At 51.5% G+C, this 21,126-nt stretch carries 23 protein-coding genes, 1 pseudogene and 1 other annotated feature; of the genes and pseudogenes, 7 read left to right on the forward strand and 17 right to left on the reverse strand.

What is annotated here, in order from left to right; all coding sequences use genetic code 11:
- Together C7B16_RS25330 and emrD are read left to right on the forward strand one after the other, a co-directional pair.
- The coding region (locus tag C7B16_RS25330; protein ID WP_224465868.1) for a hypothetical protein at positions 1 to 110 on the forward strand (110 nt) is incomplete at its 5' end.
- 285 nt (positions 111 to 395) lie between these two features.
- Positions 396 to 1,580 carry a multidrug efflux MFS transporter EmrD gene (emrD, locus tag C7B16_RS15520; RefSeq protein ID WP_001517436.1) on the forward strand — a complete coding sequence of 395 codons (1,185 nt, stop codon included), beginning with the start codon at positions 396 to 398 and terminating at the stop codon, positions 1,578 to 1,580.
- A 7-nt stretch (positions 1,581 to 1,587) separates the two neighbouring features.
- Here the strand turns inward: emrD and C7B16_RS15525 are convergent, their stop codons facing one another.
- Genes C7B16_RS15525 through C7B16_RS15535 form a run of 3 tightly spaced genes read right to left on the reverse strand, consistent with a single transcriptional unit; the run spans position 1,588 to position 2,781 of the window.
- On the reverse strand, positions 1,588 to 2,085 hold the full coding sequence (locus tag C7B16_RS15525; protein WP_107179881.1) for a radical SAM protein: 498 nt from the start codon (positions 2,083 to 2,085) through the stop codon (positions 1,588 to 1,590).
- Entirely contained in the window at positions 2,082 to 2,444 is a 363-nt protein-coding gene (locus tag C7B16_RS15530; protein WP_001113441.1) for a DUF202 domain-containing protein, read from the reverse strand. Before C7B16_RS15530 ends, C7B16_RS15525 begins: the two co-directional genes overlap by 4 nt.
- Positions 2,434 to 2,781, reverse strand: a complete 348-nt coding sequence (locus C7B16_RS15535; RefSeq protein WP_000703955.1) for a YidH family protein — start codon at positions 2,779 to 2,781, stop codon at positions 2,434 to 2,436. Before C7B16_RS15535 ends, C7B16_RS15530 begins: the two co-directional genes overlap by 11 nt.
- 106 nt (positions 2,782 to 2,887) lie before the next feature.
- Here C7B16_RS15535 and yidI point away from each other — a divergent pair, with 106 nt between their 5' ends.
- Positions 2,888 to 3,337, forward strand: a complete 450-nt coding sequence (yidI, locus tag C7B16_RS15540; protein WP_000511286.1) for a protein YidI — start codon at positions 2,888 to 2,890, stop codon at positions 3,335 to 3,337.
- Positions 3,334 to 3,417, forward strand: a pseudogene (locus C7B16_RS24820) (GntR family transcriptional regulator); the annotation flags it as partial. The gene yidI and the pseudogene C7B16_RS24820, both read left to right, overlap by 4 nt.
- Here the strand turns inward: C7B16_RS24820 and C7B16_RS15545 are convergent.
- The 3 genes from C7B16_RS15545 to ibpA form a co-directional block, all read right to left on the reverse strand.
- Positions 3,414 to 5,075, reverse strand: coding sequence for a putative transporter (locus C7B16_RS15545; protein ID WP_001279777.1), 1,662 nt, complete (start codon positions 5,073 to 5,075; stop codon positions 3,414 to 3,416). The pseudogene C7B16_RS24820 and the gene C7B16_RS15545 sit on opposite strands and share 4 nt — an antisense overlap.
- Before the next feature lie 195 nt (positions 5,076 to 5,270).
- Positions 5,271 to 5,699: a small heat shock chaperone IbpB gene (gene ibpB, locus C7B16_RS15550; RefSeq protein ID WP_001243426.1), complete on the reverse strand. Its 429-nt coding sequence runs from the start codon at positions 5,697 to 5,699 to the stop codon at positions 5,271 to 5,273.
- Between the two features lie 111 nt (positions 5,700 to 5,810).
- Positions 5,811 to 6,224: a small heat shock chaperone IbpA gene (gene ibpA, locus C7B16_RS15555; RefSeq protein WP_001243437.1), complete on the reverse strand. Its 414-nt coding sequence runs from the start codon at positions 6,222 to 6,224 to the stop codon at positions 5,811 to 5,813.
- Positions 6,218 to 6,290, reverse strand: a sequence feature (ROSE (Repression Of Heat Shock gene Expression) occurs in the 5'-region of heat shock genes and acts as an RNA thermometer to modulate expression.). (Overlaps the previous gene by 7 nt.)
- A gap of 238 nt (positions 6,291 to 6,528) precedes the next feature.
- On the opposite strand from ibpA, the gene C7B16_RS15560 reads away from it, so the two are divergent.
- A complete protein-coding gene (locus C7B16_RS15560; RefSeq protein WP_010377863.1) occupies positions 6,529 to 6,861 on the forward strand; it encodes a YceK/YidQ family lipoprotein in 333 nt (110 codons plus the stop codon).
- Between the two features lies 1 nt (position 6,862).
- Here the strand turns inward: C7B16_RS15560 and C7B16_RS15565 are convergent, their stop codons facing one another.
- Entirely contained in the window at positions 6,863 to 8,077 is a 1,215-nt protein-coding gene (locus tag C7B16_RS15565) for a DUF3748 domain-containing protein (protein ID WP_219906384.1), read from the reverse strand.
- A gap of 100 nt (positions 8,078 to 8,177) precedes the next feature.
- On the opposite strand from C7B16_RS15565, the gene cbrA reads away from it, so the two are divergent.
- On the forward strand, positions 8,178 to 9,278 hold the full coding sequence (gene cbrA / locus C7B16_RS15570; protein WP_107179888.1) for a colicin M resistance lipid reductase CbrA: 1,101 nt from the start codon (positions 8,178 to 8,180) through the stop codon (positions 9,276 to 9,278).
- On the opposite strand, the gene C7B16_RS15575 is transcribed toward cbrA, so the two are convergent.
- The 5 genes from C7B16_RS15575 to dgoR all read right to left on the reverse strand — a co-directional run bounded on the left by C7B16_RS15575 (position 9,239) and on the right by dgoR (position 13,961).
- Positions 9,239 to 10,531, reverse strand: coding sequence for an MFS transporter (locus C7B16_RS15575; RefSeq protein WP_105268088.1), 1,293 nt, complete (start codon positions 10,529 to 10,531; stop codon positions 9,239 to 9,241). The genes cbrA and C7B16_RS15575 overlap by 40 nt on opposite strands.
- Before the next feature lie 119 nt (positions 10,532 to 10,650).
- Positions 10,651 to 11,799 carry a galactonate dehydratase gene (gene dgoD / locus C7B16_RS15580; RefSeq protein WP_000705001.1) on the reverse strand — a complete coding sequence of 383 codons (1,149 nt, stop codon included), beginning with the start codon at positions 11,797 to 11,799 and terminating at the stop codon, positions 10,651 to 10,653.
- On the reverse strand, positions 11,796 to 12,413 hold the full coding sequence (gene dgoA / locus C7B16_RS15585) for a 2-dehydro-3-deoxy-6-phosphogalactonate aldolase (protein ID WP_001198729.1): 618 nt from the start codon (positions 12,411 to 12,413) through the stop codon (positions 11,796 to 11,798). The genes dgoD and dgoA overlap by 4 nt, the downstream gene beginning before the upstream one ends.
- Complete coding sequence (gene dgoK / locus C7B16_RS15590; protein ID WP_016249429.1) at positions 12,397 to 13,275, reverse strand: 2-dehydro-3-deoxygalactonokinase; 879 nt, start codon at positions 13,273 to 13,275, stop codon at positions 12,397 to 12,399. The genes dgoA and dgoK overlap by 17 nt, the downstream gene beginning before the upstream one ends.
- Positions 13,272 to 13,961, reverse strand: coding sequence for a D-galactonate utilization transcriptional regulator DgoR (dgoR, locus tag C7B16_RS15595; RefSeq protein ID WP_001517430.1), 690 nt, complete (start codon positions 13,959 to 13,961; stop codon positions 13,272 to 13,274). The genes dgoK and dgoR overlap by 4 nt, the downstream gene beginning before the upstream one ends.
- Before the next feature lie 279 nt (positions 13,962 to 14,240).
- Between dgoR and C7B16_RS15600 the strand changes: the two genes are divergently transcribed.
- Positions 14,241 to 14,897, forward strand: a complete 657-nt coding sequence (locus C7B16_RS15600) for a hypothetical protein (RefSeq protein ID WP_016249431.1) — start codon at positions 14,241 to 14,243, stop codon at positions 14,895 to 14,897.
- A gap of 43 nt (positions 14,898 to 14,940) precedes the next feature.
- Here C7B16_RS15600 and yidA read toward each other — a convergent pair whose 3' ends face one another.
- The 5 genes from yidA to dnaN all read right to left on the reverse strand — a co-directional run bounded on the left by yidA (position 14,941) and on the right by dnaN (position 21,122).
- A complete protein-coding gene (gene yidA / locus C7B16_RS15605) occupies positions 14,941 to 15,753 on the reverse strand; it encodes a sugar-phosphatase (protein WP_038355406.1) in 813 nt (270 codons plus the stop codon).
- A gap of 114 nt (positions 15,754 to 15,867) precedes the next feature.
- Positions 15,868 to 16,266, reverse strand: a complete 399-nt coding sequence (locus C7B16_RS15610) for a YidB family protein (protein ID WP_000522197.1) — start codon at positions 16,264 to 16,266, stop codon at positions 15,868 to 15,870.
- 239 nt (positions 16,267 to 16,505) lie between these two features.
- Positions 16,506 to 18,920 carry a DNA topoisomerase (ATP-hydrolyzing) subunit B gene (gyrB, locus tag C7B16_RS15615; protein WP_000072079.1) on the reverse strand — a complete coding sequence of 805 codons (2,415 nt, stop codon included), beginning with the start codon at positions 18,918 to 18,920 and terminating at the stop codon, positions 16,506 to 16,508.
- A gap of 28 nt (positions 18,921 to 18,948) precedes the next feature.
- Entirely contained in the window at positions 18,949 to 20,022 is a 1,074-nt protein-coding gene (recF, locus tag C7B16_RS15620; protein ID WP_105224716.1) for a DNA replication/repair protein RecF, read from the reverse strand.
- The gene (gene dnaN, locus C7B16_RS15625; protein ID WP_000673456.1) at positions 20,022 to 21,122 is read right to left on the reverse strand and encodes a DNA polymerase III subunit beta; all 1,101 of its coding nucleotides are present in this window, start codon (positions 21,120 to 21,122) and stop codon (positions 20,022 to 20,024) included. Before dnaN ends, recF begins: the two co-directional genes overlap by 1 nt.
- Positions 21,123 to 21,126 lie beyond the last annotated feature (4 nt).

A 21,126-nucleotide genomic window follows, 5' to 3' on the forward strand; every position in this document is an offset into this window, starting at 1 on the left:
GACAACTTGTGAAATTACCGACAAGAAGGGAAAGGGCCTTCCCGAGAGTGGTAAAGGAGAGGCCCTGGAAATACCCCACAGCCCCGAAAAAGAGCCAGTCAGTTGCTTAACTGACTGGCATTACACCTCCTGAGGAGGTGGTCTTTTACATTCTGCTGGCAGATTCGTGTCGATGCGATGCTGACGCATCGTATCCACCCTACAGAATTTATTTAAACTACAATCCATTCCGGAAACATTTATTGCCGCTGTTGTTTATATATTCTGCCGCTTCGTTATTCATCATTCCATATATATATCTGGCTAACATTTATCAATGTGATAGATTCCTCTCCCGCATTTATTGGAATGCGTAGCAACTTATTCTAAATATTCTTATATAAGCATCTGTGATAATGAAAACGCATAGAAACATCAATTTATTATTGATGTTGGTATTACTCGTGGCTGTCGGTCAGATGGCACAAACTATTTATATTCCAGCTATTGCCGATATGGCGCGCGATCTCAACGTCCGTGAAGGGGCGGTGCAGAGCGTAATGGGCGCGTATCTGCTGACCTACGGTGTCTCACAACTGTTTTATGGCCCAATTTCCGACCGTGTGGGTCGCCGCCCGGTGATCCTCGTCGGAATGTCCATTTTTATGTTAGCAACGCTGGTGGCGGTCACCACCTCCAGCCTGACGGTATTAATTACTGCCAGCGCAATGCAGGGAATGGGAACCGGTGTCGGTGGTGTGATGGCGCGTACATTACCGCGTGATCTGTATGAACGGACACAGCTACGTCACGCTAATAGCATGTTAAATATGGGTATTCTCGTCAGCCCTTTGCTTGCGCCATTAATTGGCGGTCTGCTGAATACCATGTGGAACTGGCGGGCCTGTTACCTGTTTTTGCTGGTGCTCTGTGCCGGTGTGACGTTCAGTATGGCGCGCTGGATGCCGGAAACGCGCCCTGTCGATGCGCCACGCACGCGCCTACTGACCAGTTATAAAACTCTTTTCGGTAACGGCGGTTTTAACTGCTATTTACTGATGCTTATTGGCGGTCTGGCAGGAATTGCCGCTTTCGAAGCCTGTTCTGGTGTGTTGATGGGCGCAGTATTAGGGCTGAGCAGTATGACGGTCAGTATTTTATTTATTCTGCCAATCCCGGCGGCATTTTTCGGCGCATGGTTTGCCGGACGCCCGAATAAACGGTTCTCTTCGTTAATGTGGCAGTCAGTTATCTGTTGCCTGCTGGCAGGACTGATGATGTGGATCCCTGGCTGGTTTGGCGTGATGAATGTCTGGACACTACTCGTTCCCGCCGCGCTGTTCTTTTTTGGTGCCGGAATGCTATTTCCGCTGGCCACCAGCGGCGCGATGGAGCCGTTTCCATTCCTGGCAGGTACTGCTGGCGCACTGGTTGGCGGCCTGCAAAACATTGGTTCCGGCGTACTGGCGTCGCTCTCTGCGATGCTGCCGCAAACCGGCCAGGGAAGTCTGGGGCTGTTGATGACCTTAATGGGGTTATTGATTGTGCTTTGCTGGCTGCCGCTGGCAACGCGGATATCACACCAGGGGCAGGCCGTTTAAGCTCACATCACCGCAGCATCGTCATCAACTCCATGGGAGAACGATGCTGCTTTATCAAGTCGCGCATCACCCGCATGTACGGTGCCGAGTGGGAATAAAAAGCTTGATAGCCAGCACAAAGCACGTCGTCCGGCTGATCATCCCATGCTTGTGGGCAAAGACGATGCCAGTCACATCCCTGACAGCCTCGCCGGGGTTGCAGTTTTTCGCTCCTGCACCATTTTTGCAGGGTGGCGTCGAAAAGCTCAATTGATATACGACTGATATCTGCCCGCACCCAACACTCGAACAGGGCAATTAAAAATTGCCCCCACAGCTCCTCTGTCATCGAAGCTGCCGTCAGCTCGCCCCGGTCATCAAATACAATGTGGGGAATAAGTTGCACGGAGCGGATGCCTCGCTGTTTGAAATTTTGATAAAAATCGGCAGGTTGCAGAGCGTCTTTATACTCTATAACCAATTTGTGCCTGTCCTCTTCAGCATTTCTAACCTGACTTCCTGTCATGTGATTCTCTCAATTAATACGATAATTTGATGTATATGCGTTACAGCAAACAGTATTGCAAGAGATAACACCGCGAGGGAGATCATAAATTTGTCACGGATTACGTAAAATTGGGAAAAATCGCTATTAGTGACATCCATTAAATTGCGATTGCGGGTATAGCGCCAGAGGATCAATGCCACAAAGGAAAGGATGCCAATAGAAATCCAGAACAATGTGCCTGACTGATGCCAGTTGTGTTTGATTGCCAACGCCATCAACGCACCGTAACCCAGCATGGTGCGAAACCATGCCAGCGATGTGCGTTCCGGCTGAAGACCCGGGTCGGCAATCCGTCTGGCTTTGCGGCTATCCGGCATACAGTACCAGTCCCATAACGATCACCGCCACAATCATCAATATTAAGCTAATGATTAATAAGCTGTTGGTGTAGGGTAAATCTTCTTTCAGACGCATCGCCTTTTCGTTACGTAGCCAGCGCAGGTAACCATACATCGCTAACCCGCCGGAAAACAGACACAACAACAATGCCAGCAGTTCGCGAATGACCGGCGTGGCGAAATCCGGTGCAAGCTGATCCAGTCCAACACCTGCCGCCAGAAAACCCAGCGCAGTTCGGATCCACGCCAGAAAGGTACGCTCATTAGCCAGAGAAAAACGGTAATCGGGCGCTTCTCCGAGTCGGGAAATTTTCACTATGGCTCCTTAGTCGTTTCGCAATAGCGATGTCTTATTCGTCTATTTTTAGGAATGTCGTCCGGCGCTTTCCTGATATGCTTGCCATCCGCTACAAGGAGGTCAGATGGGTATCATAGCGCAAAATAAAATCAGTTCACTGGGTATGCTGTTCGGTGCTATCGCTTTAATAATGGGCATTATCCACTTTTCATTCGGCCCTTTTTCCACGCCGCCGCCAACGCTGGAAAGCGTTATTGCAGAAAAAACGGCGGAAATTAAAAGAGGTCTTCTCGCCGGAATAAAAGGCGAAAAAATCACCACAACGCAGAAAAAAGAGGACGTTGATGTCGATAAAATCCTCGATCACGGCGGTATCGCCCTGGCCATTGCCGCGCTACTCTGCGCGTTTGTTGCCGGTATGCGTAAAGAAAATCGCTGGAGCATTCGCGGTGCACTGTTTTTTGGTAGCGGGACGCTGGCTTTCCATACCTTGCTTTTTGGTATCGGCATCATCTGTGGAATTGTGCTGATATTCCTGATCTTTTCTTTCCTGACCGGTGGTTCACTGGTTTAAGTAACTCAGTAATGTTCAGAAACGCCTGTGAATACCGGGTGGAGTACCATTTACGGCGACTCCACCCGGAAAAGGGTTAACCTATGCCCCAGAAAAGCACCGCAAGTAACTGTGGTGTGATGATGCGCAGAAACATGACTAATGGATACACCGTGGCGTAAGAGAGAGCCGCTGCACCACTGGTTGGATGAAGATTATTGGCAAACGCCAGCGCCGGTGGATCGGTCATTGAACCCGCCAACATCCCACACATAGTGAGATAATTCATTTTGGCTAACATCCGCGCCAGAATGCCGGCTGTGATCAGCGGAATCGCGGTAATCAATGCACCATAGCCTATCCAACTTAGCCCTTCGCCATTAACCAATGTATGGATAAAATCGCCGCCGGATTTCAGACCAACAACTGAAAGGAACAGTACGATACCCAGTTCGCGCAGTGCCAGGTTGGCACTTGGCGGCATAAACCAGTACAGCTTACCGATACTGCCGATACGTCCAAGGATCAGCGCCATAATCAGCGGACCACCCGCCAGCCCCAGCTTCAACGCCGCCGGGAATCCTGGCACGAACACCGGAATGGAGCCTAACAACACGCCAAGACCGATACCAATAAACACGGGTAACATCTGAACCTGTTGCAGTTTTTGCTGCGCATTACCTAATACATTGGCAACGGCATCAATAGCCGACGGGCGTCCAACCAGGTTGAGGATATCGCCAAATTGCAGGCTAATATCGCCACTGGCGACCAGTTCAACCCCGGCACGATTCAGTCGCGAAATGACGACATCATAGCGCTCCTTAAAATGCAGGTCGCGAATACGCTTGCCGAGCACATTTTCATTGGTGACCACCACGCGTTCGACACGCAAATCGGTGCCTTTCGTCGACAGCGAAGTATCCACTTCCTGACCAATCACCAGTTGTGCATTATGTAAATCCGCAGGCTGCCCCACCAGATGCAGTAAATCTCCCAACTGAATAATGGTCTCTGGCGAAGGTACTTTTAGGGTTTCTTCTCGTTTCAATCGCGAGCAGATAACTTTATCGCCATTGAGAATCGGCACATCTTTAATGGCTAAATTATGCAAATTAGGATTCTCAACACGGATATTAATCGTCCTGATTAGCGCACCGCCGTTGGTTCGTGTCGACTCGTGCTGCAGGGCTTCCGTCTCAACATTGACGCGAAAAATAACCCGCAGTATCCACATGGTGAACAAAATCCCGCAAATGCCGAATGGATACGCCATCGCATAGCTCATCCCCATCTGATCAACCATCTCCATCGGTGTGCCGAGGTCGCGTAAGATCTGCTGACCTGCGCCCAGCGCTGGCGTATTGGTGACCGCGCCGGAGAAAATCCCCAGCACCACGGGAAGTGGGATATCGAACAATTTATGCAGGATGGCGGTGACCAGGCCACCGATGATGACAACCAAAACGGCAAACAAATTAAGGCGTAATCCGGAGACACGCAACGAGGCAAAGAATCCCGGCCCCACTTGAATGCCGATAGTGTAAACGAACAGGATCAGACCAAATTCCTGGATAACATGCAGCATGTCGCTACTTAATGTCATCCCAGCCTGTGAAACAAAATGGCCGACGATGATCCCACCGAACAGTACGCCGCCAATGCCCAATCCAACGCCGCGAAACTTGACGTTGCCGATAAACAAACCGACGACCGCCACCAAAGCCAGAATACTGACTGTTAATGCTATATCACTCATCGTCCATTTCTCTTGAGATAACATTTTAATTGCTATGGATTATGGCTGAATCGGTGAAGCAGATTTGCCTTATGGCGCACATTATCACGGGAAAGAGAGTGCAGGAACATCTTAAATTGGCGAAAATTAACACATTGTTGAAGATGGTAAATAAAAAAAGCCCCACCAGGCTGGCGGGGCAAAAAGAATAGCTAATTAGCTATTTAACGCGGGACGTTCGCTGATAGCGATACGCTGCGCTGCGATGGGTTCAGGCTCATTACGAATTAAATCAATATGCAGCAAACCATTTACGAAGGTTGCACCAGAGACTTCCATATTTTCTGCCAGCGTAAAACTCAGGCTAAAAGGCTGATTCATAAGACCTTGATGCAGCCATTTTTTCTCTTCTTTGGGCTGCTCCGGCGTGCCTTTTACGCTCAGGCGAGTACCTTCCAGTTGAATATCTAAATCTTCCTGACGGAAGCCCGCCAGCGCAAGAGTAATGCGGTAGTGGTTATCGTCGCTTTTCTCAATGTTGTACGGCGGGAAGCTCTGGCTTTCACCGGCGTTTTGCAGTGCGTTGGCCAGTTTGTCAAAACCGATCCATTGACGCATCAGTGGGGATAAATCGAAGTTACGCATAGTCATTTCTCCTTCTAAGAAGCGAGTAAGTACCTGCAAATCCGAGGATTCGCATATGCTCCCTGACGGCGAGCATGAAGTTGCCAGGCCGCGCCAGGCGGCCTTAGAGAATTAGTTGATTTCGATACGGCGCGGTTTTTTCGCTTCCGGAATCACGCGTTCGAGATCGATATACAGCAGACCGTTCACCAGGTTAGCGCCACGAACATGAATGTTTTCTGCTAACTGGAATTTGCGTTCGAAGTTGCGTTCAGCGATGCCCTGGTACAGATAGGTGCGCTCTTTTTGTTCGTCGGCGTGAGCACCTTTCACCACCAGCAGATTGTCCTGGGCAGTAATTTCCAGTTCACTCTCAGCAAAACCAGCTACAGCGATAGCAATGCGATAATGGTTTTCGTCTACCAGTTCAACGTTATACGGAGGGTAGCCACCATTACTCTGGCTCTGGTTGTTTTCTAAGTGGTTAAACAAACGGTCAAATCCAATTGCAGAACGATAAAGCGGGGATAAATCAAAGTTACGCATAATCAATAGCTCCTGAAATCAGCGAGAATGTAAGACCTTCCACAATGGACAGGTCGGATAGCCAGAACACCCATCAGGCGCGTTCTCATCGGCTACGGTATAAAAATGGGTCTGGATATGCACTTTTCAAGTCTTTCCAACGGACTTTTTTTTGCAGTTTATGGTCTATTGCATAGACTGAGGGGCAGCACGAAACGTTAAAGTGCGATAGCCGCCACAGTGCGACATGATGATGATGTTATTTTCAGCAAGGGATCGCTATAACACATCATGCCAACACCAACGATCAACTGATGAATTTATTATGATAAGAAATGTGTTGTTAGCACTCTTAATGTGCAGCGGGATGGCGTTAATGACAGGATGTTCCAGCGTGATGTCCCATACAGGGGGCAAAGAGGGAACATACCCTGGCACCCGTGCCAGCGCCACCATGATTGGTGACAATGAAACCAACTGGGGCACTAAGTCACTGGTGATTCTTGATATGCCGTTTACCGCTGTTATGGACACGCTTTTACTGCCGTGGGATGCATTCCGCAAAGACAGTTCAGTGCGCTCACGCGTGGAAAAAAGTGAAGCCGACGCGCAGGCCATCAATGCCGTCATTCCACCAGCCAGAATGCCAACGAACTGAATTAGTGGCCAGTTTCGGTGACCCACAACTGGCCAGCTTCCATCCACGCCAGCCATTGACCATCTGGCGAGAAGACCACGGCGTCTGCCGAAGGTTGGTTGGCGTGATTTTCGGTTAAATACTCAACTTCACCGCTTTGCGCATGTGCACAGGCAATACGATTATCCAGCACAAAACCCAGCCATTCTCCTGACGGATGCCAGTTAAACGCTGACTGAATATCCGTTTTGTTATCGGTTAACTGGCGCGGTTCGCCGCCCTGTGGGGAGATAAGCCACAATTGCACAATACCGTTATCGTCACGCATTAAAAACGCGATTTGCGTCCCCTGTGGGTTACAACGCACCCAATGGCGTGGAACGTTGACTAACCCTGGGTAAGTACGATGGTGAGTAAAGGTTAAACGTCGCTGCACGACACCACGCGGCGGCGCTGGCAGGGTTGATTCCGTGCCGCTTAACGGCTTCTCACCAGCCGCTTTCCAGCCGTTTTCATTTTGTGGCAGCTCTACAATAAACAGCTCCGGTACTTTCTCGCCGTTCAGCGAAAGTGTGTCGCCAATAAATGCCAGCGCGTGGTTTCCGACCCATCCCTCTTCATAAGCGCGATTGATTTCATCACTGCCCGGCTGCGGCGTGGGCGTGGTTTTACTTACCAGCACGCACCAGTGGCTGCCGCTGTATTCGCGCGGATGCTGTTTGTGTACGTTAACCGGGCCAAACGGTGCCGCAACCCCGACGTTTCGCAAATCCAGCGCCGGGCGGCATTCATGTAGTACATGGTCGTTATAGGTAAAACTCACCATTTCACCGTTCGGGCTAAAGACATGTACATGACTGCCGCCACGTAGCGCCCCAGGAGTGTACGGAACGGTAATATCCATGGCATCGAGATTGCTCATCTTTCCGCCTTCAACAATCACGCCGCGGCGGTGATGGAAATCGTAATGCCATGTTTCATCAGGATTTTCTGGGCCGTGGATGAAGACATATTTCTCCAGCTTCGGATGAACGGTCACCACGCCAACGTGTGCACCCTGTGACGCCTGGTAAATAACTTCAACCTCGCCGGTATGGATATTCACACGCTCAATTGTCTCGCCGGTAAACGACGCGCCAGAAGGCCGCACGTCAAATACCAGCCACTGGCTATCGGGTGTCCAGGTGTTGGTATTGGTGAGCAGGTGGTTTCGTGAAGCGTTGGTGAGTTGTTTCATGGCGTGATCCTGATACAAAACGGTTTCCGTCATCATACTTCACAAGGACTTCACTTTCAGACAATAGTCTTTTGCCATCGTGATGAATGTGAGTAAAAAGATGGAACATTTTGACGTAGCGATTATCGGCCTCGGCCCGGCGGGTTCCGCACTGGCGCGGCAGTTAGCAGGAAAAATGCAGGTGATTGCACTGGATAAAAAGCACCAGTGCGGTACAGAAGGTTTCAGCAAACCTTGCGGTGGTCTGCTGGCACCGGACGCGCAGCGTTCTTTTATTCGCGACGGGCTAACGCTCCCTGTCGATGTGATCGCCAACCCACAGATTTTCAGCGTCAAAACCGTCGACGTCACAGCATCGCTCAAGCGTAACTACCAGCGAAGCTATATCAATATTAATCGTCATGCCTTCGACTTGTGGATGAAATCGCTGATCCCTACCAGCGTTGAGGTTTACCACGACAGCCTGTGCCGGAAAATCTGGCGTGAGGATGATAAATGGCATGTTATTTTTCGCGCCGATGGCTGGGAGCAACACATTACTGCCCGCTATCTGGTCGGTGCTGATGGTGCAAACTCGATGGTGCGGCGACATCTCTACCCGGATCATCAGATTCGTAAATATGTCGCTATCCAGCAGTGGTTCACAGAGAAACATCCGACGCCGTTCTACTCCTGTATCTTTGATAATGCGATAACTGACTGTTACTCATGGAGTATCAGCAAAGACGGTTATTTTATTTTTGGCGGTGCCTATCCGATGAAAGACGGCCAGGCGCGTTTTGCGGCGCTGAAAGAGAAAATGAACGCCTTTCAGTTCCAGTTTGGCAAAGCGGTGAAAAGTGAAAAATGCACCGTGTTGTTTCCCTCACGCTGGCAGGATTTTGTCTGCGGTAAGGACAATGCTTTTCTTATTGGCGAAGCGGCGGGATTTATCAGTGCCAGCTCGCTGGAGGGGATTAGCTATGCGCTGGATAGCGCGGAAATACTGCGTTCGGTGCTACTGAAGCAGCCGGAGAAAATCAATGCCGCTTACTGGCACGCCACCCGCAAACTGCGTTTAAAACTCTACGGCAAGATCCTGAAAAGCCGATGCCTGACCGCACCGGCCTTAAGAAAGTGGATTATGCGCAGTGGCATTGCACATATTCCACAGTTGAGAGATTACCCAACGCGCTTCACATCGCCTACCAGCAGGATGTAAGAGAGCGCGCCAATCAACGCGACGGCGGAGATATAAACCAGTGCAGGTGCAAAACCGTAACTCTGCGCCAGGTAACCCACCACCAGCGGAACGGTGATACCCCCCAAACCACCGGCGAAGTTAAACACCCCGCCGGTTAAACCAATCAGGCGCATCGGTGCCAAAGAAGAGACCAGCGACCAGGTAATCGAAGCAAAACCGTTACCGAAGAATGCCAGCGCCATCAGACACATAATCATCATCGGGTCATTGGTATAGTTAGCACCCATAATGCAGGTGGAGATCAACAAGCCGCAGATTATTGGTGTTTTACGCGCAAAGCCCAGCGAAAAGCCCTTCCGCACCAGCAGATCCGCTACCCATCCTGAGAGCAGTACACCGACAAACGCAGCGAGAAATGGCACCGTGGTCATAAAGCCCGCTTTCAACGCCGTTATCCCTTTTTCCTGGGTTAAATAGTTCGGGAACCAGGTTAAGAAGAACCACAGCGTAGACGCCACCGCAAATTGCCCGAGATAGACGCCGATCAGTTTACGATGGAACACCAGTTTCCAGTCTTTTGCCGTTAACGGCTGACGCGCCTCTTTTTTCACCGGCGCATCGCCATCCACCAGACCGCCACCATCACGAATGTAATCCAGCTCAGCTTTGCTGATGCCTTTGGTCAGGCGCGGCGGCTGGTAAACTTTAAACCAAATCAGCGACCAGATAATGCCGATACCGCCGGTGACAATGAACACCCAGTGCCAGCTCAACATCTCCTGAATCCAGATCAGCAGCGGAGTCAGAAACGCCAGACCGACAAACTGACCAGAGGTATAAAAACCAACGGCAGAAGCACGTTCATGTTCCGGGAACCAACTGGTCACCATACGGTTATTGGTCGGGAAAGCGGGCGCTTCGAAAATACCGGTTATCGCCCGCAGACCAATTAATGACATTAAGCCCGTGGCAAATCCCTGGAATAATGTCGCCACCGACCAGCCAAATATCGCAATAAAATAAGTCACACGTGAACCCACGCGATCTAAAAACCAACCGCCGGGGATCTGACATAAGGTATAAAGCCAGGCGAAGGCCGAAAATACATAGCCCATTTCGGCTTTAGTAATACCGAACTCTTCCTGAATATGGGCGGAAGCCACGGCCAGGTTGGCGCGATCGACATAACAAATCACTACCGTAATAAAAATCATCACCAACGTCAGATAACGCCGACGCCCCGGCTTTGCTGCATTTACGGGAATATCCATAGCGAGCTATCTCCTGATTTTGGGCATAGCGAGGCCGCTCACCATGCCCTGTAAGTTACAGAGGGTTATATTTTTGTATTGCTGTTTTAGTGCCCGATGAGGGGCTTACGTGGCAGGAATTACCACTCTGCTACGCTGTTATCTTCATGACGCCAGAGCGGATTACGCCAGTCCGGGGCATTTTTACTGAACTCAATGACTTTGGCTTCGTCGATTTCCACGCCTAAGCCCGGTTTCGTTAGCGGTTTAAAGAAGCCGCCGACCATGCTGAAGTCCTCTTTGTTTTTCACAAAGTCGAGTAACTCCGCGCCTTTGTTGTAATGAATGCCCATACTTTGTTCCTGAAGTACGGCGTTATAGGAGACAAAGTCGATATGCAGGCAAGCAGCCAGTGCAATGGGGCCGAGCGGACAGTGCGGCGCAAGAGTCACGTCATAGGCTTCCGCCATTCCGGCAATTTTGTAGCATTCGGTAATACCGCCCGCGTGGGAGAGATCCGGTTGCAGGATCGAAATTCCCCCCGCCTCCAGCACGCGTTTAAAATCGAAGCGCGAGAACATGCGCTCCCCCGCTGCCAGAGGAATGTGAGTTTGCGCCGCCAGTTTGGGGTAGTATTCGGCTTGTTCCGCCAGCACCGGCTCTTCAATAAATAGCGGGCGATACGGTTCCAGTTCTTTAATCAGCACTTTCGCCATCGGCGCGCTGACGCGACCGTGAAAATCAAGGCCAAACTCAATCTGATTACCAAAGGCTTCACGAATTTGTGCCACGGTGTTGACCGCCGCATCTACCGCGCGGGAGTTATCAATCAGACCCAGTTCTTCACAACCGTTCAGTTTGAAAGTATCGAAGCCGATTTCACGCAGGGTTTTAATGCCGTCGATAACATCCGCCGGACGATCGCCGCCGACCCAACTGTAGGCTTTGATTTTGTCGCGGACCAGGCCACCCATTAGTTGCCAGACGGGCGCATTCAGCACTTTGCCTTTGATATCCCATAACGCCTGGTCGATCCCGGCGATGGCGCTCATCAGAATGGGGCCGCCACGATAAAAACCGGCGCGATACATCACTTGCCATAAGTCGTTGATGCGCGATGGATCCTGACCAATCAGATAGTCACCCAGCTCGTGAACTGCCGCTTCCACCGTGCGGGCGCGGCCCTCGATCACCGGTTCGCCCCAACCGACCACGCCTTCATCGGTTTCAATTTTCAGGAACATCCAGCGGGGAGGTAAACGATACGTGGTAATTTTGGTAATTTTCATTGCACTGCCTCTCGATACGCCTTAACAAATGCTGCTGCCTGCTGCGCGGTACGTTCCACGGACTGTCCGGCGCGATAGAGATCGCTACCTAAGCCCGCTCCAGCACAACCAGCGTCTATCCACTGCGCCAGGTTTTCTGGCGTCACGCCGCCAACGGCAAAGACCGCGATGTCCTGCGGTAATACCGCTTTTAATGCTTTGATGTATTGCGGGCCAAAAGCCGATGACGGAAATATTTTCAGTGCCTGCGCGCCTGCTTCGAGCGCGCTAAAGGCTTCGGTCGCCGTCGCACAACCGGGGCAAACGGTCATGCCGTAACCCACCGCACGACGAATGACCTCACTATGGATATTGGGCGTAACGATGAGCTGGCAGCCCATCCTGGCGAGCGTATCAACCTGCTCAGGTTTCAGTACCGTACCTGCGCCAATCAACGCTTTGTCGCCGTATGCTTCAACGACTGCGGGAATGCTTTGCTCCCATTGGGGAGAATTCAGCGGGATTTCAACCGCGTCGAACCCGGCGTCAATCACCGCGCCAACATGCGCCAGCGCCTCGTCAGGCGTAATGCCGCGCAAAATGGCGATCAGTGGGAGTTTAGTTTGCCACTGCATGAGCAATGCTCCTTATACCAGCCAGAAATGCCGTGTCGCCCGCCACCGCCGTTACGTCGCAACCCATAGCCTGAAAGGCTTGTTGGTAACGCACGGTCAGCGATGTTCCGGCGACAAGGGTGATAGCCTGTTGATGAGCCACGTCGTCGCGCATACTGCCGACCTCAGCACCAATCAACAAACCAGAGAGAAATTCGCTGACCTGTTCGCGGGGAAGCGTTCCCAGCACATGCGAGGCGCGAACTTCAAAAAGTTGCGGCAATACGGCGGGAGCATTAAGGCCGCGTTCAAGACCGGCCGCGAAGGCATCGGCAGAGTTTTCCTGCGGCGGCAAACCAGCCCCAATCAATGACTGATTTAGCAGTAAATGGTGCAATTCACCGGTCATCACGGTGCGAAAATCGTTGATTTGCTGGCTATCGGCTTGCACCCATTTGCAATGCGTACCGGGCATAACATAAAGAGAGGAAGGAGCAAGAGCACGCGCGCCAAGCAATTGTGTTTCTTCGCCGCGCATCACATTGTGGTTATCATCATGAGAGACGCATAATCCGGGAATAATCCAGATATTGTCGCCAACAGACGTTAACTGTTCACCAATAGATGAGAAACAGGCAGGAACGGATAAATAAGGAGCGACTTTCCAGCCAACATTGCTGCCGACCATTCCTGCCATCACCACTGGCGTATTCTCTTCACGCCAGCCTGCTATCACTTCTGCTAACACCGCAGCCGGAGATTTTCCGTTCAGGCGCGTGACGCCTGCTTCTGATTGCCTGCTGTCCAGGCAGTTGTCGCTCTGATAAAGCCAGGCGCGCAGATTGGTCGATCCCCAGTCAATTGCGATGTAGCGAGCTGTCATGTGATTTCCTTTAATCTTCGTGTCGAGCTGGCGATCATGGTAAGCGCCGCCTGCTCTGCCGCATCGCCGTCCTGATGCCGTATCGCATCGAACAGCGCCTTATGTTCCTGAAGCGTTTGCGGCATGTTGGCCTCATCGCCCATCCAGGTTCGTTCAAAAACTGCCCGCTGCAGTGAACTAATCGCGATGCTAAGTTGCTGTAACACCGGGTTATGTACCGACTGAAGTACCGCCTCGTGGTAGCGAATATCAGCTTCGTTAAATGCCTCGCGATCCTGATTGTTAGCAATCATCTCGTTCAGCGCCGATTCAATCTGCGCCAGATCGCTGGAGGTCGCGCGCTCTGCCGCCCAACGGGCAATCGCCGGTTCCACCAGATTTCGCACTTCGCTCATTGCACTGATAAGCCGTGGGTCGTAGTCGTTTTCCAACACCCATTGCAGTACGTCAGTGTCGAGGTAATTCCACTGATTACGCGGTGCCACAAATGCGCCGCGATAACGCTTCATTTCAATCAGCCGCTTCGCCATCAGCGAGCGGAACACTTCACGAATGATGTTGCGCGAGGTTTCAAACTCCTCACAGAGTTCCGCCTCAGCCGGAAGCGGCGAGCCAGGTACATATTTACCGTGAACGATCTGTTTACCCAGTGTAATGACAATGCGATCGGTTTTATTGAGAGTCATGGAGAGTCCTTGTGCTCTGTATGTTCTGCTCTACTTTACCCCGATCGATGCATAACGCGGCAACTTTGTAGTACCAGCATGATGATATTCGCGTTTACTGTGCGTGTAATGTAGTACAAACACGTATTGTTGTACTACAATTTAGATCACAAAAAGAACAATACATAAGAAAATGGCATCCATCAGGCACAAATCTGAAAAGGGTTGTCAGGGAGTAAACAGGCGGGGAAATAAAGGTATGCTTCCAACGGCTTAGCATTCTTGTTTAAAGGATTAATCATGCAATTGAATTTTCAGGGATTTATTAAAGCAGCCTGTTTATGTTCTTTAGCATTCGCGTTGACCGGATGTCTAACCGCTGGACTGGTTTTCAATACCGCAAGCTCTCCACATGCCCAGCAATGGCGCTCAGACACGATTAAGGGTCTATCGCTGGCAGAGGATAGTAACGGTACGAAAGGCTATGTTTTTGTTGGAGAGTCGCTGGACTACCTGTTGACCAACGGCGGCGATGAGGTGGTTAAAATGCTGAACGACCCGGTAATTCATGGCGAAAGAATCACCGTTTCCGATAACGCGAAATTTATTTTAAGCAGCGGTGATACGAATTTTTCTGGTGCCATAACGCTCTATTACGACTGGGATAATGAGGAAGATAAAGCACTGGCGACACAATATGGCTTTGTGTGTGATACCCAGCGTTGTACATGGATGCTGGACGGCCTGAAAGGCTCTATCCACCAGAAAAATAAAAAAGCGGATTACTCAAACGTGATGGTTTTCCATCAACCCTTTACAGTGGGATTTTATAAGTACAAAACAACAGATGGCGTCCCGCGCGGCCTCGCTAACGCGTTGCTGCCAGTCACTCTTACGCTGGATATAGTAACATCACCACTCCAGTTCCTGATTTTATGCACGACCAGAAATTGTTAATCGCTGCGGGCAAACGCGTTTATGCAGTTTGCCCGCCCACTGATTAATTCAGCACATACTTTTCAATAGCAAACGCCACGCCATCTTCAAGGTTGGATTTGGTGACAAAGTTCGCCACTTCTTTCACCGAAGGAATAGCGTTATCCATCGCCACACCGACGCCTGCGAACTCAATCATTGCGATGTCGTTTTCCTGATCACCAATCGCCATAATTTCTTCCGGTTTAATGCCCAGCACATCCGCCAGCGATTTCACACCGGTACCTTTATTGACGCGTTTGTCGAGGATTTCGAGGAAGTACGGCGCGCTTTTCAGTACGGTATATTTCTCTTTCACTTCCTGCGGAATACGCGCGATGGCCTGGTCGAGGATGGCGGGTTCATCAATCATCATCACTTTCAGGAGCTGTATATTGGGGTCCATTTTTTCCGCTTCGCAGAATACCAGCGGAATGGTGGCCACAAACGACTCATGTACCGTGTAATAGCTGATATCACGGTTAGCGGTGTACAGCGTGGTGCGGTCCAGCGCGTGGAAATGGGAACCGACTTCGCGAGAGAGTTTTTCCAGGAAACGATAGTCGTCATAGCTCAATGCTGTTTGCGCCACGGTGCTGCCATCAGCGGCCTTCTGCACCAGTGCGCCGTTATAAGTAATACAGTAGTCGCCCGGCTGTTCCATATGCAGCTCTTTCAGGTAGCTGTGAACACCTGCATAAGGACGACCTGTCGTCAGCACGACATTCACCCCGCGGGCGCGAGCTGCGGCAATCGCATTTTTAACGGCGGGTGAAATGGTGTGATCGGGCAGCAGAAGGGTGCCATCCATATCGATAGCAATGAGTTTGATAGCCATGAGTTCCCCAGGTAGATTGATTCCTGACCCATGCTAACGCGATTCCGCTCAAAAATCAGTACAACACCCGAGGGAAAAGGGGGATGCAACGCGCCTTGCGTGCTCCCCTTTTGCTTAGCGGAAGAGTTTCCCTTTCAGCAACTCCATGCCTGCGGAAAGCAGATCGTTATTGGCTTGCGGTGAAACTTCGCCCTGCGGAGATAGCGCATCAATAATCTTCGGCAATTGTTCCGCCAGCATGTTGGAAGCAGCACTGGTATCTACGCCGAGTTTTTGCCCGAGATCGGCTACTGCATTCGTACCCAGTGCCGATTCCAGTTGTTCGCCGCTAACCGGTTGATTGCCCTGTTGATTACTCAACCAGGTTGAGAGAATGGCACCTAAGCCGCCACTTTGCAGTTTCTCCAGCAGCACCTGGATGCCGCCCTGCTCTTCAACCCAGCTCAGAATGGCCTGATATTTCCCCGCATCGCCTTTCAGAAAGGCACCGACAACTTCATCGAAAAGTCCCATGATAATCACCTGTAAAGCGTTACGTGTTGACTCAGAAAGTATAGTTCTGCGGGATGATAGTTGCGGATTACAGGAGTAAAAAGGGCGGAGATCATCTCCGCCCTTTTCTTATAGCTTCTTGCCGGATGCGGCGTAACCGCCTTATCCGGCCTACAAAATCATGAAAATTCAATATATTGCATGAGTATTGTAGGCCTGATAAGCGTAGCGCATCAGGCACGCTCGCATTGCTAATGCCATTAAATATCGATATTCGCCGCTTTCAGAGCGTTCTCTTCGATAAACGCACGACGCGGTTCAACGGCATCACCCATCAGAGTTGTGAACAACTGGTCGGCAGCAATCGCATCTTTAACGGTAACGCGCAGCATACGACGGCTTTCCGGATCCATAGTGGTTTCCCACAACTGCTCCGGGTTCATTTCGCCCAGACCTTTATAACGCTGGATGGAGAGGCCACGACGGGACTCTTTCACCAGCCAGTCCAGCGCCTGCTCGAAGCTGGCTACCGGCTGACGACGCTCACCACGTTCGATAAACGCATCTTCTTCCAGCAAGCCACGCAGTTTCTCGCCCAGCGTGCAGATACGACGATATTCGCCACCGGTGATGAACTCGTGATCCAGCGGGTAGTCAGTATCCACGCCGTGGGTACGCACGCGAACAATCGGCTCGAACAGGTTTTTCTCGGCATTGGTGTGGACATCAAACTTCCACTGGCTGCCATGCTGCTCTTTATCGTTCAGTTCTGTCACCAGCGCATTCACCCAACGGGTAACAACCTGCTCGTCAGAGAGATCCGCTTCCGTCAGCGTCGGCTGATAGATAAGCTCTTTCAGCATCGCCTTCGGATAACGACGTTCCATACGAACGATCATTTTCTGCGCCGCATTGTACTCAGACACCAGCTTTTCTAACGCTTCGCCAGCTAAAGCTGGTGCACTGGCGTTGGTATGCAAAGAAGCACCATCCAGCGCGATGGAGATTTGGTACTGATCCATCGCCTCATCGTCTTTAATGTACTGTTCCTGCTTGCCTTTCTTCACTTTGTACAGCGGCGGCTGGGCAATGTAGACGTGACCGCGTTCAATGATTTCCGGCATCTGACGATAGAAGAAGGTCAACAGCAACGTACGAATGTGCGAGCCGTCGACGTCCGCATCGGTCATGATGATAATGCTGTGATAACGCAGTTTGTCCGGGTTGTACTCGTCACGACCGATACCGCAGCCAAGCGCGGTGATGAGCGTTGCCACTTCCTGGGAAGCCAGCATCTTATCGAAACGGGCTTTCTCGACGTTGAGGATTTTACCCTTCAACGGCAGAATCGCCTGGTTTTTGCGGTTACGCCCCTGCTTCGCAGAGCCGCCCGCGGAGTCCCCTTCCACAAGGTACAGTTCAGAAAGCGCCGGATCGCGTTCCTGGCAGTCCGCCAGTTTGCCCGGCAGGCCGGCTAAGTCCAGTGCACCTTTACGACGCGTCATTTCACGCGCACGACGTGCCGCTTCACGGGCGCGGGCAGCATCGATAATTTTACCAACCACGATTTTCGCATCGGTTGGGTTTTCCAGCAGGTATTCTGCCAGCAGTTCGTTCATCTGCTGTTCTACCGCCGATTTCACCTCAGAAGAAACCAGTTTGTCTTTAGTCTGGGAGGAGAATTTCGGATCTGGTACTTTCACGGACACAACCGCAATCAGGCCTTCACGCGCATCGTCGCCGGTGGCGCTGACTTTGGCTTTTTTGCTGTAACCTTCTTTGTCCATGTAGGCGTTCAGAGTACGGGTCATCGCCGCACGGAAGCCCGCCAGGTGAGTACCGCCATCACGCTGCGGAATGTTGTTGGTAAAGCAGTAGATGTTTTCCTGGAAGCCATCGTTCCACTGCAATGCCACTTCAACGCCGATACCGTCTTTTTCGGTGGAGAAGTAGAAGATGTTCGGGTGGATCGGCGTTTTGTTCTTGTTCAGATACTCAACGAACGCCTTGATACCGCCTTCATAGTGGAAGTGGTCTTCTTTGCCGTCACGTTTGTCTTTCAGGCGAATGGAAACGCCGGAGTTAAGGAAGGATAACTCTCGCAGGCGTTTCGCCAGAATTTCATATTCAAACTCGGTTACATTGGTGAAGGTTTCGAGGCTCGGCCAGAAACGTACCATAGTGCCGGTTTTATCGGTATCGCCGGTAACCGCCAGCGGTGCCTGCGGTACACCGTGCACGTAGATCTGACGGTGAATTTTACCTTCACGCTGGATAACCAGCTCCAGTTTTTGCGACAGGGCGTTTACTACCGAAACACCAACGCCGTGCAGACCGCCGGACACTTTATAGGAGTTATCGTCAAATTTACCGCCTGCGTGCAGCACGGTCATGATCACTTCTGCCGCCGATACACCCTCTTCCGGGTGAATACCGGTCGGAATGCCACGCCCGTCATCCTGTACAGAGACGGAATTATCAGCATGAATAGTGACGATAATTTCTTTACAGTGACCCGCGAGCGCTTCGTCGATAGCGTTATCTACCACCTCGAATACCATGTGGTGCAGACCGGTGCCGTCATCCGTGTCGCCGATATACATACCAGGGCGCTTACGCACCGCATCCAGCCCTTTCAGGACTTTGATACTGGAGGAGTCATAAGAATTCGACATCAACGTTTCTCGCTCATTTATACTTGGGTTAATCCGTTATTTTACCCTTTTCCACGGTAAACATCTTCGAATTTTCGTCCGACATGTCTATAACGTGTTCAGCACTGATCGCGCTGACAAAGACCTGTGATCGCGTCGCTTTTAAGCGGCTGGCAAGCAGCCCGCGACGCTCATCATCAAGCTCAGAGGCAAAATCATCTATCAGGTAGAGACACCGCCGCCCGCTTTCACGGGTGAGGAACTCTCCTTGCGCCAGACGTAAGGCGCACATCAGCAGCTTAAGCTGCCCACGCGATAAGGTATCTTCCACCGGCGCACCGTCGGCGCGAATGCGTAAGTCCGCTTTATGCGGGCCGTGCGCAGTGTAGGTTAGCTGGCGATCGCGTTCAAAATTACGTTCCAGCACCTCAGCGTACTCTGTCTCTTTCTCCCAGCCGCGCTGGAAAGAGAAAGTCAGAGAAAACTCAGGGAGAAATTGCTTACAGGTATCGGCCATATCGGCGGCGATACCGGCGCTGTACTGGGCGCGCCAGGCGCTGATTTGCTCCGCCAGCGGGATCAGTTCTTTATCCCACGGGCGGAGCTGTTCGTAACGTGACACCTGCCTCAGCGCCGCATTACGCTGCTTGAGCAATCGCTTGAGATTGCTCCAGGCGGTGAAAAATCCGGGTTCGTTGTGAAAGCATCCCCAGTCGAGGAATGCTCTTCTGTATTTGGGGCCACCGTTGAGTAAAGTAAACCCCTCAGGCGTTATCAACTGCATCGGCATCAGGTGCGCCAGTTCCGCAACTTTATGCCCGTCAGTACCGTCAATACGGACTTTACTGTCGCCCTGTTTGTCTTTGGTTAAGCCAATCGCCGTCTCGCGCTCTGCGCCCTGTAAACGCCCGTGAAGAACAAACGCCTCCTGCTCGTGGCGAATGACGCGACCAATCTGCAAACTGCGAAACGCCCGGCCGTGGCCGAGCGTATAGATAGCTTCCAGCACGCTGGTTTTGCCACTGCCGTTGGCACCCACCAGAAAGTTAAAGCCGGGAGATAAAGCGAGATCCGCGGTTTCGATATTGCGGAAATCGCGGATCAACAAGCGGGTGAGGGACATTACAGTCTCATTGGCATGACAACATAAGCCGCACTCTGGCTGGCCGCATCTTCAATCTGCACGCTGGAAACTGAATCGGTCAGCATCATGCGCACGTTTTCACATTTCAGCGCGTTCAGAACATCCAGCACATAGCTGACGTTAAAGCCGATTTCCATCTCCGCGCCGCTGTAGGTGACGTCGAGGATCTCTTCCGCTTCTTCCTGTTCCGGGTTGTTGGCGGTGATCTTCAGTTGATTTTCACTGACATACAGACGCACGCCACGGAATTTCTCGTTAGAGAGAATTGCCGCACGAGCAAACGCCTGCTTGAGCAGATCGCAGCCTGCTTCCAGATGTTTGTCCGGGTTCTTCGGCAGAACGCGACGGTAATCCGGGAATCGACCATCCACCAGTTTGGAGGTAAAAATAAAGTCACCTACGTGGGCGCGAATGTTGTTGCTGCCAATCTGCACGCGCAGCGGATTGTCGCCGCCGTCGAGCATACGCATCAGTTCAATCACGCCTTTACGCGGCACGATCACCGAATGGCTCGGCAAAGACTGACCAATTGGCATTGAACAGACCGCCAGGCGGTGGCCGTCAGTCGCCACGGTGCGCAGTTCTTCACCTTCGGTTTCGAACAGCATACCATTTAAGTAATAGCGAACGTCCTGATGCGCCATCGAAAACTGGGTCGCTTCAATCAGACGTTTCATCGTTGCCTGCGGCAGGGTAAATTCAACTTCGCTCTGCCAGTCATCAAGATTCGGGAAATCCGCCGCTGGCAGAGTAGAAAGCGAAAAACGGCTGCGCCCGGAGCGCACCAGCATCCGCTCACCTTCCAGTTGCACAGCAATTTCCGCGCCTTCAGGCAGACCACGGCAGATATCAAAGAATTTGCGCGCCGGAACGGTCGTCGCCCCTGGTTCGTGCGGCTGAATCAGCGCAACACGAGCCACCATTTCCATCTCGAGATCAGTACCGGTCAGCGACAACGTACCGTCAGCAACCTGTAACAGCAGATTACCGAGAATCGGTAGCGTAGGACGACCACCTAACGGACCGCTCACCTGTTGTAGCGGTTTTAATAAATGCTCACGTTCTACGGTAAATTTCATAGGT

It is taken from the genome of Escherichia sp. 20412-1 (genome assembly GCF_003027595.1).
Lineage (GTDB): Bacteria > Pseudomonadota > Gammaproteobacteria > Enterobacterales > Enterobacteriaceae > Escherichia > Escherichia marmotae.

What these genes read in the sequence shown, in the direction of transcription:
- dgoR (WP_001517430.1), bottom strand. Translation starts at nt 13,961, where the DNA reads ATGACTCTCAATAAAACCGATCGCATTGTCATTACACTGGGTAAACAG.
- gyrB (WP_000072079.1), bottom strand. Translation starts at nt 18,920, where the DNA reads ATGTCGAATTCTTATGACTCCTCCAGTATCAAAGTCCTGAAAGGGCTG.
- C7B16_RS15565 (WP_219906384.1), bottom strand. Translation starts at nt 8,077, where the DNA reads ATGAAACAACTCACCAACGCTTCACGAAACCACCTGCTCACCAATACC.
- dnaN (WP_000673456.1), bottom strand. Translation starts at nt 21,122, where the DNA reads ATGAAATTTACCGTAGAACGTGAGCATTTATTAAAACCGCTACAACAG.
- C7B16_RS15560 (WP_010377863.1), top strand. Translation starts at nt 6,529, where the DNA reads ATGATAAGAAATGTGTTGTTAGCACTCTTAATGTGCAGCGGGATGGCG.
- emrD (WP_001517436.1), top strand. Translation starts at nt 396, where the DNA reads ATGAAAACGCATAGAAACATCAATTTATTATTGATGTTGGTATTACTC.
- C7B16_RS15545 (WP_001279777.1), bottom strand. Translation starts at nt 5,075, where the DNA reads ATGAGTGATATAGCATTAACAGTCAGTATTCTGGCTTTGGTGGCGGTC.
- C7B16_RS15575 (WP_105268088.1), bottom strand. Translation starts at nt 10,531, where the DNA reads ATGGATATTCCCGTAAATGCAGCAAAGCCGGGGCGTCGGCGTTATCTG.
- cbrA (WP_107179888.1), top strand. Translation starts at nt 8,178, where the DNA reads ATGGAACATTTTGACGTAGCGATTATCGGCCTCGGCCCGGCGGGTTCC.
- C7B16_RS15530 (WP_001113441.1), bottom strand. Translation starts at nt 2,444, where the DNA reads ATGCCGGATAGCCGCAAAGCCAGACGGATTGCCGACCCGGGTCTTCAG.
- C7B16_RS15610 (WP_000522197.1), bottom strand. Translation starts at nt 16,266, where the DNA reads ATGGGACTTTTCGATGAAGTTGTCGGTGCCTTTCTGAAAGGCGATGCG.
- yidI (WP_000511286.1), top strand. Translation starts at nt 2,888, where the DNA reads ATGGGTATCATAGCGCAAAATAAAATCAGTTCACTGGGTATGCTGTTC.
- yidA (WP_038355406.1), bottom strand. Translation starts at nt 15,753, where the DNA reads ATGGCTATCAAACTCATTGCTATCGATATGGATGGCACCCTTCTGCTG.
- C7B16_RS15600 (WP_016249431.1), top strand. Translation starts at nt 14,241, where the DNA reads ATGCAATTGAATTTTCAGGGATTTATTAAAGCAGCCTGTTTATGTTCT.
- dgoA (WP_001198729.1), bottom strand. Translation starts at nt 12,413, where the DNA reads ATGCAGTGGCAAACTAAACTCCCACTGATCGCCATTTTGCGCGGCATT.
- recF (WP_105224716.1), bottom strand. Translation starts at nt 20,022, where the DNA reads ATGTCCCTCACCCGCTTGTTGATCCGCGATTTCCGCAATATCGAAACC.
- ibpB (WP_001243426.1), bottom strand. Translation starts at nt 5,699, where the DNA reads ATGCGTAACTTCGATTTATCCCCACTGATGCGTCAATGGATCGGTTTT.
- C7B16_RS15525 (WP_107179881.1), bottom strand. Translation starts at nt 2,085, where the DNA reads ATGACAGGAAGTCAGGTTAGAAATGCTGAAGAGGACAGGCACAAATTG.
- dgoD (WP_000705001.1), bottom strand. Translation starts at nt 11,799, where the DNA reads ATGAAAATTACCAAAATTACCACGTATCGTTTACCTCCCCGCTGGATG.
- dgoK (WP_016249429.1), bottom strand. Translation starts at nt 13,275, where the DNA reads ATGACAGCTCGCTACATCGCAATTGACTGGGGATCGACCAATCTGCGC.
- ibpA (WP_001243437.1), bottom strand. Translation starts at nt 6,224, where the DNA reads ATGCGTAACTTTGATTTATCCCCGCTTTATCGTTCTGCAATTGGATTT.